General features: G+C 75.6%; 14 protein-coding genes. 7 read left to right on the top strand and 7 right to left on the bottom strand.

The genetic code is table 11. From position 1 onward, the window contains the following. Positions 1-10 precede the first annotated feature (10 nt). A complete protein-coding gene (locus PP1_RS00475) occupies positions 11-928 on the top strand; it encodes a LysR substrate-binding domain-containing protein (RefSeq protein WP_010226470.1) in 918 nt (305 codons plus the stop codon). 358 nt (positions 929-1286) lie between these two features. Here PP1_RS00475 and PP1_RS00470 read toward each other — a convergent pair whose 3' ends face one another. Together PP1_RS00470 and PP1_RS00465 are read right to left on the bottom strand one after the other, a co-directional pair. Next, a complete protein-coding gene (locus tag PP1_RS00470; protein WP_010226472.1) occupies positions 1287-2639 on the bottom strand; it encodes an SLC13 family permease in 1353 nt (450 codons plus the stop codon). Continuing rightward, complete coding sequence (locus PP1_RS00465; RefSeq protein WP_010226474.1) at positions 2636-3958, bottom strand: SAF domain protein; 1323 nt, start codon at positions 3956-3958, stop codon at positions 2636-2638. The genes PP1_RS00470 and PP1_RS00465 overlap by 4 nt, the downstream gene beginning before the upstream one ends. A 119-nt stretch (positions 3959-4077) precedes the next feature. On the opposite strand from PP1_RS00465, the gene otnK reads away from it, so the two are divergent. From otnK to PP1_RS00435, 6 genes are all read left to right on the top strand, one after another. Next, positions 4078-5313, top strand: coding sequence for a 3-oxo-tetronate kinase (gene otnK, locus PP1_RS00460; RefSeq protein ID WP_060575806.1), 1236 nt, complete (start codon positions 4078-4080; stop codon positions 5311-5313). Next, positions 5310-5972: a class II aldolase/adducin family protein gene (locus PP1_RS00455; RefSeq protein WP_010228164.1), complete on the top strand. Its 663-nt coding sequence runs from the start codon at positions 5310-5312 to the stop codon at positions 5970-5972. Before otnK ends, PP1_RS00455 begins: the two co-directional genes overlap by 4 nt. A 2-nt stretch (positions 5973-5974) precedes the next feature. Continuing rightward, the gene (locus tag PP1_RS00450) at positions 5975-6766 is read left to right on the top strand and encodes a DeoR/GlpR family DNA-binding transcription regulator (protein ID WP_010228166.1); all 792 of its coding nucleotides are present in this window, start codon (positions 5975-5977) and stop codon (positions 6764-6766) included. Positions 6767-6821: 55 nt separating this feature from the next. Beyond that, complete coding sequence (locus tag PP1_RS00445; protein WP_050802332.1) at positions 6822-7232, top strand: YidH family protein; 411 nt, start codon at positions 6822-6824, stop codon at positions 7230-7232. After that, positions 7229-7573, top strand: coding sequence for a DUF202 domain-containing protein (locus PP1_RS00440; protein WP_010228170.1), 345 nt, complete (start codon positions 7229-7231; stop codon positions 7571-7573). The genes PP1_RS00445 and PP1_RS00440 overlap by 4 nt, the downstream gene beginning before the upstream one ends. 80 nt (positions 7574-7653) lie before the next feature. After that, positions 7654-8898, top strand: a complete 1245-nt coding sequence (locus PP1_RS00435; RefSeq protein WP_249265997.1) for a CoA transferase — start codon at positions 7654-7656, stop codon at positions 8896-8898. Positions 8899-8952: 54 nt separating this feature from the next. Here PP1_RS00435 and PP1_RS00430 read toward each other — a convergent pair whose 3' ends face one another. From PP1_RS00430 to PP1_RS00410, 5 genes are all read right to left on the bottom strand, one after another. Continuing rightward, positions 8953-9249: a YciI family protein gene (locus PP1_RS00430; RefSeq protein WP_010228175.1), complete on the bottom strand. Its 297-nt coding sequence runs from the start codon at positions 9247-9249 to the stop codon at positions 8953-8955. Positions 9250-9337: 88 nt separating this feature from the next. Then, entirely contained in the window at positions 9338-10051 is a 714-nt protein-coding gene (locus tag PP1_RS00425) for a GntR family transcriptional regulator (protein WP_010228177.1), read from the bottom strand. 33 nt (positions 10052-10084) lie between these two features. Then, complete coding sequence (locus PP1_RS00420; RefSeq protein WP_083697151.1) at positions 10085-11518, bottom strand: NAD-dependent succinate-semialdehyde dehydrogenase; 1434 nt, start codon at positions 11516-11518, stop codon at positions 10085-10087. After that, positions 11515-12648, bottom strand: coding sequence for a 3,4-dihydroxy-2-butanone-4-phosphate synthase (gene ribB, locus PP1_RS00415; protein ID WP_075314325.1), 1134 nt, complete (start codon positions 12646-12648; stop codon positions 11515-11517). Before ribB ends, PP1_RS00420 begins: the two co-directional genes overlap by 4 nt. Continuing rightward, a complete protein-coding gene (locus PP1_RS00410; protein ID WP_010242162.1) occupies positions 12645-13169 on the bottom strand; it encodes a flavin reductase family protein in 525 nt (174 codons plus the stop codon). The genes ribB and PP1_RS00410 overlap by 4 nt, the downstream gene beginning before the upstream one ends. Positions 13170-13175: the final 6 nt, after the last annotated feature.

The raw sequence follows: 13175 nt of genomic DNA, 5'->3' as shown, positions 1-13175 counted from the left end.
CAATGGGTGGGTGCTGAACCCCTACCGGCTGCGCATGCTGACCCTGCTGGACGGCCTCGGGACCGTCCGGGCGGTGGCGGAGACGATGCACGTCAGCCCGTCGACGGTGTCCCAGCAGCTCGGCGTGCTCGAGTCCGAGACGCGCAGTGGCCTGCTGGAACGGACCGGGCGCCGGGTCCGGCTCACCCCGGCCGGGCTGGTGCTCGCCCGGCGCGGGCGGGAGATCCTCGACCGGATGGCCGACGCCGAGGCCGAGCTGCGCGCCCTGCACGACGAGCCGATCGGGAACGTGCGGCTCGGGGTGTTCCAGAGCGCGATCCACACCCTCGCCGTCCCCGCCGCGGAGCGGCTGGCGGCGTCGCACCCGCACCTCCACGTCGAGCTCGTCGAGTCCGAGCCGCACGAGAGCGGGCCGGCGCTGGGCACCGGGGAGCTGGACGTCGTCGTCACGACCACCGACCACGTCGCGTTCCCGTGGGACCGGGACCTGGAGATCGTCCCGCTCGGGACGGACCCCGTGGTGCTGGTGCTGCCGCCGGACCATCCGCTGACCCGGCACCGGGTCGTCGACCTGGCCGCGTGCGCGACGGAGACGTGGGCCCTCGACCGCCCCGGGTCCTACATGGCGGAGCTGACGGCGCGGCTGTGCCACGAGTCCGGGTTCGAGCCCCGCACCGCGTGCCGGTTCGGCAACTACCTGCTCCTCCTGCAGCACGTCGAGGCGGGACGCTCGGTGGCGCTGCTGCCCGCGCTGGCCGTCGCGCCGGGGCACGCCGTCGTCACCCGCGGGCTGACGACGCCGGTGCACCGCAACGTCGCCGTCGTCCGGCGGCGGGCGAGCGGGCTGCGCACCGCGGTCGACGCCGTCGTCGAGGCGCTGCTCGACCATCCCGAGCTGGCAGCCCTGTCCGCCCCGGGCCCGCCCTGACCCGCCCGACGCCCCGCCACCTCCGCCGCCCCGCCGCCCCCCGTTGCGCGTCCCGCGGAACGGGGGCGCCGACCACCGCGCTCACCGGATCCGCCGACGCTCACCGGATCGCGTGAGCGTGGCCGGGTTCCGTGAGCGCGGCCGGACTCGGCGAGCGTGCCGGACTCGGCGAACACAGCCGGACCTGGTCGCCACGCCCGGACCCGCCACGGGGCCGCGACCTGCACGCTCACCGGATCGGCGCCGCTCACCGAACCTGCCCGCGCTCATCGGATCGCGTGAGCGCGGGCAGGTTCGGTGAGCGCCACGGCCCTTGCCGCGTTCCGTGGAACGTGGCAACGGGGCGGGGCGGGGCGGTTCAGGACACGAGCAGGAAGGGCACCACCATCGTCAGGATGGTGAAGGCCGGGCCGATGAGGACCATCGCGAAGCCCCACACCGTCAGCCGGTTGGAGAGCACCTTGCGCTCCGGTTCCGACGCCGAGGCGACGATCGTCGCGCCGGTGGTGGAGAACGGCGCGCAGTCCACCAGCGACGCCGAGATCGCGAGCGCGTAGATGAAGCCCGTCGTCTCCAGCCCGCCGCCGACCACCAGGAGCGGCACCGCGAGCGGGATGAGCGCGCCGAGGATCCCGATGGTGGACGCGAACGCCGACACCAGACCGGCGATGACGCAGAGCACGATCGCCGCGACCAGCGGGACGTTCACCGAACGGGCGAGCTCCCCGAGCTGGTCGATCGCACCGAGCCGGGTGAGCACGCCGACGTAGGTGAGGATCCCGCCGAGCAGCAGGATCGTGCCCCAGTCGACCTTCGACACGGCCTTGCGACCGACCTCGGGGTTCCAGAGCGAGAGTCCGACCGCGAGGGTGAGCGCGACGACGCCGAGGTTCACGTCGACGTCGAGGATCGTCAGGGTGAAGAACCCGACCACCAGCAGGACGAGCGTGGCGAGCACGCCGATCTGCAGCCCGTTCAGGGGCGGGGCCGGTTCGGTCTCCGCGCGCGTCGCCGTGGCGACACCGCCACCGGCCGGTCCCCCGGTCGACGACGCCGTGCCGCTCCCCGAACCACCGGTCCCAGAACCGCCGTTCCCGGCACCCCGCGAGCGCCGCACCAGCTCCGGCCCGCCGAACATCAGGAACGCGACGAGCACGACCAGGGCGTTCACCCCGACCGACAGGAAGAACATCAGGCCGGCGTCGTAGGGGATCCCGGCCGTGCGGGCCACCGTCCCGACGGTGATGCCGTTGATGCTGGTCGGCGCGAGCGCCCCGCCGACGATCGCGGAGCTCATCGCGATGCCCATCAGCGTGGGGCTGATCCGGTGCGTGGTCGCCAGCGACATCGCGATCGGCACGACCGCGAACGCGGCGTGCGAGGTGCCCAGGCAGGCCACGGCGGTGCCGATCAGCCACATCGCCCACGGCAGCAGCGCGACCCGGTCGCCGACCACGCGCACCGAGCGGTCGACCAGCCAGTCGATGGCGCCGGTCTCCCGGGCCATGCCGAACAGGTAGGTGATGCCCAGCAGGATCAGCAGGGCGTCGACGGGGAAGTCGGCGAGGATGTCGTCGAGGCTCTCCCCGACCACCCCGATGCCGACGAGGAACGCCGCCACCAGCGCGAGCGCCCCCATGTGCACGTTGCGGATCGCCGAGATCGCGAACACCGCCGCGAACACGACCAGCGCGATGACCTCGGCGCTCATGCCGGGACCCCCGTCCCGGTCATGGCGGACTCGGCGACCCGGTGCGCGGCCAGTGCGCCCGGGTCTGCTCCGTCGAGGTCGTCGGCGCGTACCAGCTCACCGGCCGGCACCGCGCGGTTCAGCCGGGTCCCGGCGAGCAGGTAGTACGGCGCGGTACCGGGCTCGGCGGTCACCATCACCGGCGCGACGCCGGCGATCTCGTGGTGGTGGCCGGTCACGGTGAACTCCGTGCCCGCCTCCAGGTCACCGGCGGTCCGGGCGGCCAGCAGGGTGGTCGGCCGGGGCTGCGGTGCGGGCCCGGACCCGTCGACGGCGGCGTGGATCGTCAGCGGCGTCTCCGCGCCCATCGCGTGGTACGGCCAGTAGAGGCAGGCGTAGCGCCCGTCGCGGCTGACGACGTGCCCCTTGCCGCGCAACATCTCCCAGGTCACCGGGTCGCCGGTGCGGACGACGGCGAACACGCCCCCGGCGACGCTCGCCTCGCCGGGCAGGCGCAGCGCGGAGAAGACGTCGACCACGCCGTCGTGCTCGCGGACCCCGCCGTGCTCGCGTGCGGCGTACACGTCGGCGAGCTCGGCGATCCGGGCGACCGGGTAGTGCAGGTCCTCCCGGTCGGGGACGGCGCCGGTGCGGGTGGCGACCACGGTCATCTCGCAGAGGTCGGCCGCGGCCGACCGCTTCAGGCCGGCGACGGCGTCGGCGCGGGCCGCGAGGGTCGCCCGCACGTCGGTGCCCAGCTCCAGCAGCCCGGCCAGGGCCGGCACCTCGACGGTCACGTCGTTCTGGACGAGGGTCCCGGCCGCGGGGTCGAGGACGAGGTCGTACTCCCCCGCCTTGCCGATCGCGACGATCTCCAGCCCGGTGGCCGACACCCAGTCGACGAGGCGGATCAGGTTGGCGGGCTGGTCGCCGTCGGCGGGGAGGTAGGCGCGACCGGCGGCACGGGCCCGCTCGGCGAGGGCGACGCCCGCGACCGTGTCGACCTCCTTGGAGACCATGACGACGTGCACGCCGTGGTCGAGGGCCGCCGCGGCGCATGCGGTCCCGACGTCGATCCGCCCGGTGGCCTCCACGAGGACGTCGACACCGTCCCAGGGCACGTCCGCGGCGTCGGTGAGCACCGTGGGGCCGCCGGAGCCGGGGCCCAGCTCGGCGAGGGTCCGCTCCAGGCCGTCGACGTCGGGATCGACCAGGACGGCCGGCACCAGTTCCGGGGTCTGCCGCAGCTGGGCGAGCAACGTGCGGCCGTAGCCGCCGTTCGCCCCGGTCAGCGCGATCCGGACGGGCGCATGGGCCCGTGCGGAATGGGGATGGATCACCGTTGCTCCAATCTGGCACCGCACTCTCGTCCCCCGGCCGGACCGGGGGTGGCGTGACTCTGACACAGGATCTAGATTTCTACAAACATGCCCCAGATTTTCACAAGGAGGCTCATCCGATGCTCGGAGCCGTCGCCGACGACTTCACCGGCGCCACGGATCTTGCGATCATGCTCCGCCGCAACGGTCACCGCGTGGCCGTGGTGATCGAGGAGCACGACCCGGATCCCGCCGTGCGCGAGGGGCTCGACGCCGTCGTGGTGGCGTTGAAGTCGCGGACCGCGCCCGTCGCCGAGGCGGTCGCCGCGTCGGAACGGGCGGTGGACCGGCTGCGCGGCTGGGGCGCCGACCGGCTCTACGTGAAGTACTGCTCCACGTTCGACTCGACCGACCGCGGCAACATCGGCCCGGTGCTCGACGCCGTCGCCGACCGCGCCGGGGCCGGCACCGTCGTCGTCGCGCCGGCGCTGCCCGCCAACGGCCGCACCGTCTACCAGGGACATCTGTTCGTCGGCGCCGAGCTGCTGGAACGCTCCCCCATGCGGCACCACCCGCTCACGCCGATGACCCGCTCCCGGGTCGCGGAGCTGCTCGCCCCGCAGACCCCGCACGCCGTCGACGAGATCCACCTCGCCACGGTCCGCCGGGGCCCCGGCGCGGTACGCGCCGCGCTCGCGGAGGCGGCGGGCCGCTACGTCGTCGTCGACACGGTGGACGACGACGACCTGCGGGTCCTCGGCGCGGCCGTCGCCGGCGCACCCGTCGTCAGTGGCGGCTCCGGGCTCGCCCTGGGGCTGCCCGATCCCGGGACCCCGGCCGACGACTGGCGCCCCGCCGCCCCCGGACGGGTCCGCCTGACCCTGTGCGGCAGCGCCTCCGCCGCGACCCGGCGCCAGGTCGCCGACGCCGCCCGCACCGCACCGTCGCTCCGGATCGACCCGGTGACGGCGGTGCGGGACCCGGACGCCGAGACCGCGCGGCTGACGGCCTGGGTGCGGGAGCAGCCGGTGGGCTCCGCGCCCGTCGTCTACGCGACCGCGGAGCCGGGCGACGTCGTCGCCGAGGTGGACGGCGCCGCCGTCGCCCCCGCCGTCGAGGCGGTGCTCGCGGCCGCCGGGCACGCGCTCGTCGCCGACGGCACCGTGTCCCGGCTCCTGGTCGCGGGCGGCGAGACCAGCGGTGCCGTGGTCCGGTCGCTCGGCGCCGGCCTGCTGCGGATCGGGCCGGAGATCGCCCCGGGCATCTGCTGGACGGCCGCGACGACCGCGGACGGCCGGGCGGTCACCCTCGCCCTCAAGAGCGGGAACTTCGGTCCCGACGACCTGTTCACCTCGGCCTGGGACGTGCTCGCGTGAGCGCCGTCGACGCGCTGCTGACCGCGGGCGCCCGGGTGGTCGCCGACGGGCTGAGCCCCGGCACCAGCGGCAACATCAGCGTCCGCGACGGGGACCGGGTCCTGGTCAGCGGGTCGGGGACCTCGCTGGGCCGGCTGGGCCCCGACGACGTCGCCGTGCTCGACCTCGACGGCAGGCACCTCGACGGTGCCCGGCCGTCGAAGGAGTGGCCGCTGCACCTGGCGTTCTACGCCCGCGACCCGGAGCACCGGGCCGTCGTGCACGTCCACTCCCCCTACGCCGTCGCCGCGTCCTGCCTGGAACCGTGGTCCGACGCGAGCGCGGTGCCGCCGCTGACGCCGTACTACGTGATGCGGGTCGGGCAGACCCCGCTGCTGCCCTACCGGCCGCCGGGCGATCCCGGCCTGGGCGACGACCTGCGCGGGTGCCCCTGGGAGCTGCGCGCGGCGCTGCTCGCCAACCACGGCTCCGTCGTCGCCGCGGCGGACGCGGCGCAGGCGTGCGAGATGGCCGTCGAGCTGGAGGAGGCGTGCCGGATCGCCCTGCTCACCACCGGGCTGCCGCGCCGCGAGCTCACCCCGGACGCGACCCGCGAGCTGGCCCGGCGGTGGGCGAGCCCGTGGGGCGGGCGCACTACAGTCGGATCGTCGAGGAGGTAGCCATGGCGAGCCCGCCGCTCATCCCCGAGCAACGCAGGCAGGAGATCCTCCGGCTGCTCCGGCAGTCGCAGGTGCTCAGCTTCAACCAGCTGACCGAGCAGCTCGGCGTCAGCCACATGACCGTCCGGCGCGACGTCGAGGCGCTCGCGAAGCAGGGCGCCGTGGAGTCCACACCGGGCGGTGCGCGGCTCGCGAGCCGGCTGCTGCGCGAGCCGGACCGCGACGAGAAGGCGGTGGCCGACCGGCCGGAGAAGGAGGCGATGGCCGTCGCGGCGGCCGCCATGGTCACCGACGGCATGACCGTCTACCTCGACGCGGGCACCACCGTGCAGGCCATGCGCCCGCACCTCGGGCACCTGCGCGAGCTGACGGTGGTCAGCAACGACCTCGCGACCGTCGCCGACTTCCTCGACCACCCGGGAGTGGACCTCATCTGCCTGGGCGGGCGGGTCGAGCGGGAGAACCGGTCCACCGCGGGGCGGCTCGCGACCCTCGCGCTCAAGGAGCTGTCGCTGGACGTGGCGTTCCTGTCGTCGAGCTCGTGGGACGTCGGGCACGGGGTCACCACGCCGGTCGAGGCCAAGGTCGACGTGAAGCGCGCGGCGCTGGCCGCCGCCGGGTCCACGGTGCTGGTCGCGGGCAGCAGCAAGTACGGCCGGTTCGCCCGCTACCGGGTGCTGCGGCTCGACGAGGTCGACACGGTGATCACCGACGACGGCCTCGGCGACGCCGCGGCCGGCGAGATCGAGGGGTCCGGTGCGGAGCTCGTCCGGGTCCCGGCCGCAGCGCGCTGAGCCGGCCGGTGGGCACCGGCCGCTGCCCGCCGGGACCGGAGCTACCCTCGGGAACGTGGCAAGATCGGAACCGGGACCGGACGGCACGCCCGTCGAGCCGGAACGGCGCGACCGGCGGTTCCCGGCCCGGCTGTTCCGTGCGGGCACCGAGCCCGACCCGCGGTTCACCCTCGCCAACGAGCGCACCTTCCTCGCCTGGATCCGGACCGCGCTGGCACTCGTCGCCGGTGGTGTCGCACTGGAGGCCCTCGGCCTCGACCTGCAGCCGGGCCTGCGGCTCGCGGCGTCGGTCCTGCTGATCGTCGCCGGGCTGCTCACCCCGGTGCAGGCGTGGGTCGGCTGGTACACCACCGAGCGGGCGCTGCGTCTCCGACGACCGCTGCCGCCGCCCGCGCTGGCGCTCCCCACCGGGATCGCGGTGGTCGCGGCCGGTGTCCTCGTCGGGCTGGCCGTGCTGCTCCGATGAGCTCCGAGCGCACCGGGCCGCTGTTCGACGCCGGCCTGCAGCCCGAGCGCACGGGCCTGGCCTGGCGGCGGACGGCGATCTCCCTCGCGGCCGGCTCGCTCGTCGCGATGCGCATCCTGCCGGGCGACTCCGGGGACCTGCTCCTGCTGCTGCCCGGGGTCGTCGGGTTCGCCGTCGCCGTCGGACTCCTGGTCATGACCGAACGCCGCTACCTGCACGTCCACCGGACCCTGGCCTCGGACCACACACCGCTCGTCGGGGGCGGGGTGTCGATGCTGTGCACCGCCCTGGCCTGCGTGCTGTTCGCGGTCGCCGCGCTCGGATTCGTGCTCGCCGGCTGACCCGACCCGCGTCGCACCGGTGCAGGATGTCGGTGGACCCCCACGACCCCACGTGAACGACCCGAGAGGTGCAACCGGACGTGACGACACCATCCCCCGAGGACCTGCCCGCCGCCGGGCTCCCGCGCCCGCTCGACGGCCTGCGGGTCGTGGAGTGCGCGAGCTTCGTCGCCGGACCGACGGGCGGGATGACCCTCGCCCAGCTCGGCGCCTCGGTCATCCGGATCGACCCGATCGGCGGCGGCCCGGACCACGGACGCTGGCCTGCCGCCGGGCACGGCACCGGCGACTCGTACTACTGGGCCTCGCTCAACAAGGGCAAGCGCTCGGTCACCGTCGACATGCGGTCCGACGAGGGCCGGGAGCTCGTGCTCGCCCTCGCCACCGCCCCCGGCGAGGACCGCGGGGTGCTGGTGGACAACGTCGTCGGCCGCCGCTGGATGGCCAACGACGCCCTCACCGCCCGCCGCGCGGACCTGATCCACGTCCGCGTCCAGGGCTACCCCGACGGGCGCCCCGCGGTCGACTACACGGTCAACGCCGAGGTCGGGATCCCGCAGATCACCGGCAGCGAGGAGGGCGCGGCGCCGGTCAACCACGTGCTCCCCGCCTGGGACCTGGTCACCGGCCTCACGGTCTCCACCACGGTGCTCGCGGCGCTGCACCAGCGGACCCGGACCGGGCGCGGGGTGTACTCGGAGATCGCGCTGTCCGACGTCGCGCTCGCCGGGGTCGCGAACCTCGGCTGGCTGTCCGAGGCCGAGGAGCACGGCCACGAGCGGCCACGGCACGGCAACCACGTCTACGGCAGCTTCGGCGTGGACTTCGCCTGCTCCGACGGGGAACGCGTCATGGTCGTCGCGCTCACCCCGGGGCAGTGGAACGCGCTGGTCACGGTCACCGGCACCGAGGCCGTGTTCAGCGCCCTGGAGAAGGCGCTCGACGCCGACCTCGCCGACGAGACCGAGCGCTACCGGCTGCGCGAGACGATCGCCGCCGTGCTCAAGCCGTGGTTCCTCGCCCGGGACTCGGTGACCGTCGAGACCGAGCTCAACCACGCGCGCGTGCTGTGGGGCCGCTACCAGGGGATGACGCACGTGGCCGGCGAGCACCGGGCGGGTGTCCACCCGCTGCTGGCCGATCTCACGCTGCCCGGCGGGGCGAGCGGCATCACCGCCCGCTCCCCCATCCGCTGGGACGGCGAACACGGCGACCCCGGGAACGCGCCGCAGCTCGGCCGGGAGACCGACGACGTGCTGGCCGGTGAGCTCGGGCTGTCCGAGGCCGAGATCGGCGCACTGCACGACCGCGGCGTCGTCGGCTGACCGCACCGCGCGGGCCCGACCGTTCCGGGCCCGCGCGGCAGGACGCCTGCGCCGTCAGCCCGAGCCGGTGAGCGCCCCCGCGACCGGGCCCAGCGGCGGGGCCCACTCGCGGATCTGCACGTCGGCGATGACGCCGGCGGCGGTGTAGGGGTCTCCGTCCACGATGGCCTGCACGGCGTCGCGGCCGGGCGCGCTGAAGACCAGCAGACCGCCGGCGGGCTCGTCCGGCGCCCATGCACCGGCGACGAGCAGCTCGGGCCGCTCGGCCAGGTAGCTGCGGTGGGAGTCGCGGGTGGCGAGCCTGCGGTCGTGGTCGTCGGTGTAGGTGTAGATCACGGCGAATGTCGGCACGGCACCATCCTGCAACATCACCGGCGGCCGCGGGACGGTCAGGCCGGTCGTCCGACGTGCGGGTGCACCGCACGCCCGTCTCCGGGCATCAGTCCCCGTCCGTGGGCGGGGCGGTCCGCAGCGGGTCGTCGAGGGACATGGTCGCCCGCTCGCTGGAGCGGACGTGATCGCGCATCGCGAACTCGGCGCCGAAGCCGTCCTTCTCCCGCACCAGGTCCAGGACCCGCCGGTGCTCCGACAGCGACGCACCGAGCCGGCCGGGCCGCGTGAGCGATGCCGACACCAGCCGGTGGTACGCGAGCTGGTTCATCAGCGTGCGGTAGTGGGCGGTCAGCCGGGTGTTGTCGGCCCCGGTGACGACGAGCTCGTGGAACTCGTGGACGAGGTCGGCGTAGGTGCCCGCGTCACCGGCGTCGACGGCCGCGCCGGACCGTTCGAGGTTGTCCTCCAGCCGGTCCAGCACCGGGGTGTCGCCCCGTGCGGCGAGCAGCCGTGCCGCCATGCCCTCGAGCATCTCCTTGAGCTCGAACAGCTCGACGAGCTCGCGCCGGCTCGGCACGCGCACGAAGGTCCCGACCCGCGGCCGGATCTCGACGAGACCCTCGATCTGCAGCTGCTTGAGCGCCTCGCGCACCGGGGTGCGGCTGACGTCGTACTCGGTGGCGAGCGCGAGCTCGGAGAGCGGCTGCCCCGGCTGCCGGGCCCCGCTGACGATGGCCTCGCGCAACCCGTCCAGCACCCGGGCCTGCGCGCCCCGGCCACTGCCGGTCGAGGGCCCGCCGCGCTCCGTGACCACACCCATGCCGGGACCCTAACTTGCATGCCAGGGGTCCCGTCAGGCCATCGCCAGGTACTGCGTCTCCAGGAAGGCCCGGATCCCCTCCCGTGCCCCCTCGCGGGACAGGCCGCTCTGCTTCATGCCGCCGAACGGCGCGCTCGGCTCCGAGACGACCCCGCGGTTCAGCCCGACCATCCCGCACTGCAGCGAGCGCGCGATGTCCGTCCCGGCCCGCACGTCCCGGGTGAACACGTAACCGGCCAGCCCGTACTCGGTGGCGTTGGCGATCCGCACCATCTCCGCCGGGTCGGTCCAGGTGGTCACGGGGGCGACGGGGCCGAAGATCTCCTGCCCGGCGAGCGGCGAGCCGGGGGCGACGTCGCGGAGGACGAGGGGGGCGACGAACGAGCCGGCCGCCGGGATCCCGGCGGGATCGTGTGCCGGGACGGCGCCGGCCCGGATCGCGTCGTCGACCAGGGCGTTCACCCGGCGCACCGCCCGGTGGTCGATGAGCGGGCCGATCGTGGTGCCCTCCTCGGAGGCGGGCCCGACCCGCTGCCCGGTCACCGCGCGGGCGAAGGCCTCCACGAACTCGTCGGCGACGGCGGCGTGCACGAGGAAGCGGTTCGCCGCCGTGCACGCCTGCCCGGCGTTGCGGAGCTTGGCGGTCATCGCGCCGGCGACGGCGGCCTCCACGTCGGCGTCGGCGCAGACCACGAAGGGCGCGTCGCCGCCCAGCTCCATCGAGCAGTTCACGACCCGCTCGGCGGCCCGGCGCAGCAGCAGCCGCCCCACCGGCGTCGACCCGGTGAAGGACAGCTTCCGGACGGCGTCGTGCTCCAGCAGGGCGGCCGCGACGTCCCCGGCGCGGGTCGTCGGGAGCACGGTCAGCACGTCCTCCGGGGCGCCCGCCTCGACGAGCAGGTCCCGGATCGCGAGCGCCGTCAGCGGCGTCTCCGCGGCCGGTTTGAGCACCGCGGTGCAGCCGGCGGCGAGCGCGGGCGCGACCTTGCGGGTGACCATCGCGGCGGGGAAGTTCCACGGCGTGATCAGCAGGGCGACGCCCGCCGGCTGCGCCGTGACGACGGTGAGGCTGCGGCCGTCGGGGGACGTGCCGAAGCCGCCGTCGGAGCGCACGGCCTCCTCGGCGAACCAGCGGAAGAACTCCGCCGCGTAACCGACCTCGGCCACGGCGTCCGCCGTGGACTTGCCGGACTCGCGGCTGATCAGGGCGGCGAGTGTCGTGGTGCGGTCGACCATCAGCCGGTGCGCGGTGGCGAGGATCTCCGACCGGCGCCGGGGCGGGAGGCCGGACCAGCGGGGCAGTGCCGCCGCGGCGGTGTCCGCGGCGGCGACGGCGTGGGCGGGATCGGCGTCGGCGACCCGCGCGATCTCCTCGTCGGTCGCGGGATCGGCCACGGCCAGCTCGCGCTCGGTCGCGACCGGCCGGCCGCCGACGAGCAGCGGGTGCCCGGGCAGGGTGGTGGTCATCGTGGTCTCCGCGGGGCGTCGTGGGGTGGGGCGGCCGGGACGGCGTCGATCCCTCCGGCGCGCAGGTCGTCGGGGTGCAGCGGGCCGGGGCGCAGCCGGACCGCGGTGAGACGCAGCTCGGCGGCCACCGCGGCGGCGATCCCCGCGGCGCCGGCGAAGTCCCCTCCCCCGCATCCGCCGGACGCCCGGCCGCCGGCCGGTGCCCGGAGGTGGACCACCGCGCCGCCGGTGCGGGCGACGGCGGCCAGCGAGTCGTCCAGCTCACGGCGGCACCGGCAGGTCCGGCCGCCGAACACCTCGCCCGCCGCGCACTCGACGTGGACCGCGAGGGTGGGACGGTCGGTGGCGGCGTGCGGGCTCAGCAGCGCGAGGTGCTCGGCGCCGGTCGGCTCGTCGAGGAGGCCGACGACGTCGAACGGGCCGTGGTCGGTGGGCAGCGTGGTCCGCGAGCTGCGGCGGAGCCGCACGCCGTGCCGGTGGCGGTGCCGGACGAGGCTCGCGACGTCCAGCACGGGGACGTCGTGCCGGCCGGCGAGCGCGTCGATCTCGGCCCGGTCCGCGGTGCGGCCGGCGCCGGGGTCGCCGGGACCGGTCACGAGCTCGGCGATCAGGCCGACCGGCGGCAGGCCGGCCAGCCGGCAGAGGTCCACGGCGGCCTCGGTGTGCCCGGCCCGCTCGAGGACGCCGCCCGGCCGGGCGCGCAGCGGCAGCACGTGCCCGGGCCGGGTCAGGTCGCGTGCGACGCTCGCCGGGTCGGCCAGCACCCGGGCAGTGCGGGCCCGGTCCCGGGCACTGATCCCGGTGCCGACGCCGGTGGCGGCGTCCACCGAGACCGTGTACGCGGTGCCGTGGTGGCCGGTGTCGTGCCGCACCATCGGGGGCAGGTCGAGCTCGTCGGCCCGGGCGGCCTCCATCGGCACGCGCAGGAGGCCGGAGGTGTGCCGGACCGCCCAGGCCACCCACGACGGCTCGGCGAGTGCGGCGGGGAGGACGACGTCGCCCTCCCCCTCGCGGCCGGCGTCGTCGACGACGAGGACGGGCCGCCCGGCCCGGAGGGCGGCGAGCGCGCCGGCGATCCCGTCGCACCGCGCCGCGGCGGCGGCCCCGGCGGGTTCGAGGACCGCGGTCACGACGCCGTCTCCAGCTCGGCCAGCGCGTGGAACCCGCTCTCGTGGAAGACCAGCGGGCCCCGGCCGGGGTGGGTGCACTGCCGGTGCACCCGGAGGAGCACCAGGTCGTGGTCACCGGCGGGCACGGCGCGCTCGACCGAGCAGTCGAGCCAGGCCGACGCCCCGCCGAGCAGCAGCGCGCCGTCGTCGGTGGGGTGCAGGTCGAGTCCGGCGAACCGGTCGCCCTGCTTCGACGCGAGCGCGCGGCAGGCCCGGTCCTGCCCGTCGCCCAGCACGGACAGGCCGATCCGGGCCCGGTCGCGCAGCCGCGGCCAGGTCGTGGAGGTGTGCTGGACGCAGAGCCCGACCAGTGGCGGGTCGAGCGAGACGGCCACGAACGAGCTCGCGGCCATCCCGACCGGGGTGCCGTCGTCGTCCAGCGCGCACACCGCGGTGACGCCGCTGGGGAACCGTCCGAAGACGCGCCGGAGCCCGGTGGCGTCGACGGCCCCATCGGCGATGGTGGGGATCAGCTCGGACATCGGTGC

Source organism: Pseudonocardia sp. P1 (genome assembly GCF_000178675.2).
GTDB lineage: Bacteria > Actinomycetota > Actinomycetes > Mycobacteriales > Pseudonocardiaceae > Pseudonocardia.
The sequence above is the reverse complement of the archived record's forward strand: the minus strand, read 5'-3'. Positions and strand labels throughout refer to the sequence as shown.